Origin of the sequence: Rhodococcus sp. 14C212, from assembly GCF_011058195.1 — a bacterium.
GTDB lineage: Bacteria > Actinomycetota > Actinomycetes > Mycobacteriales > Mycobacteriaceae > Rhodococcus > Rhodococcus aetherivorans.
Genome location: NZ_JAALEH010000227.1, coordinates 1 through 667 on the forward strand (window position 1 = coordinate 1; position 667 = coordinate 667).

1 protein-coding gene and 1 pseudogene are annotated in these 667 nt (G+C 69.4%); both read left to right on the top strand.

What is annotated here, in order from left to right:
• Positions 1-59: 59 nt before the first annotated feature.
• On the top strand, positions 60-413 hold the full coding sequence (locus G6038_RS30825; RefSeq protein ID WP_165042717.1) for a hypothetical protein: 354 nt from the start codon (positions 60-62) through the stop codon (positions 411-413).
• A pseudogene (locus G6038_RS30830) lies at positions 413-667 on the top strand (chromosome partitioning protein); the annotation flags it as partial. The gene G6038_RS30825 and the pseudogene G6038_RS30830, both read left to right, overlap by 1 nt.

Sequence of the window (667 nt, forward strand, 5' to 3'; positions counted from 1 at the left end):
CATCCACCCCGTCCGCCCCTGTCGTTGAGCTGTCGAATCCAGTGCAAAGGAATCCGTTCATGAGCCGCCGCATCTCCCAGTCGATCACCCCGACCACCGACGACGTGGCCGCGCTGCGCGCACCGTTCGTCGTCAAGGGCGCCAACGACCCGGTCATCGCCGAGTTGCGCCAGTACCTCAAGCAGGTGGTGCCGGGGTGGTTGAGCAAACTCAGCGACGACCAGGAACTGACCCGCGACCGCCTCGCCGAAATCACCACCGCCGTCACGGCACGGCGCGCGGTGATAGAGGCGCTGCCCGGCGGCAAGGCCCGCACCGAGGCGCTGGCCGCACTCGATCGCACCGAGGCCATCGTGACCGAGATGGACGCCGAGTTGGCCGGCGTGTCGGCCTTCAGCGGGACCGGCGCGTGATGACCACGCTCGATGTCGAGATCACCTCCGCCACCACCGCCCGCGTCACCGCTCCCGACACCGAAGTGGTACAGCTGTCCGCGGCCGATCGCACCGCGCTGTGGACCGCCATCCACCAGCACAGCACCCAGCACGCGCACGCCACCGCTGCACCGGTCGACGTGACGGTCCGTGAGGCCGACAAGACGAAGTTCGTCACCGTCACGCCCGACGGCACGGCCACCGCCTCCACCCCGAGCGGACCGATCCCCACC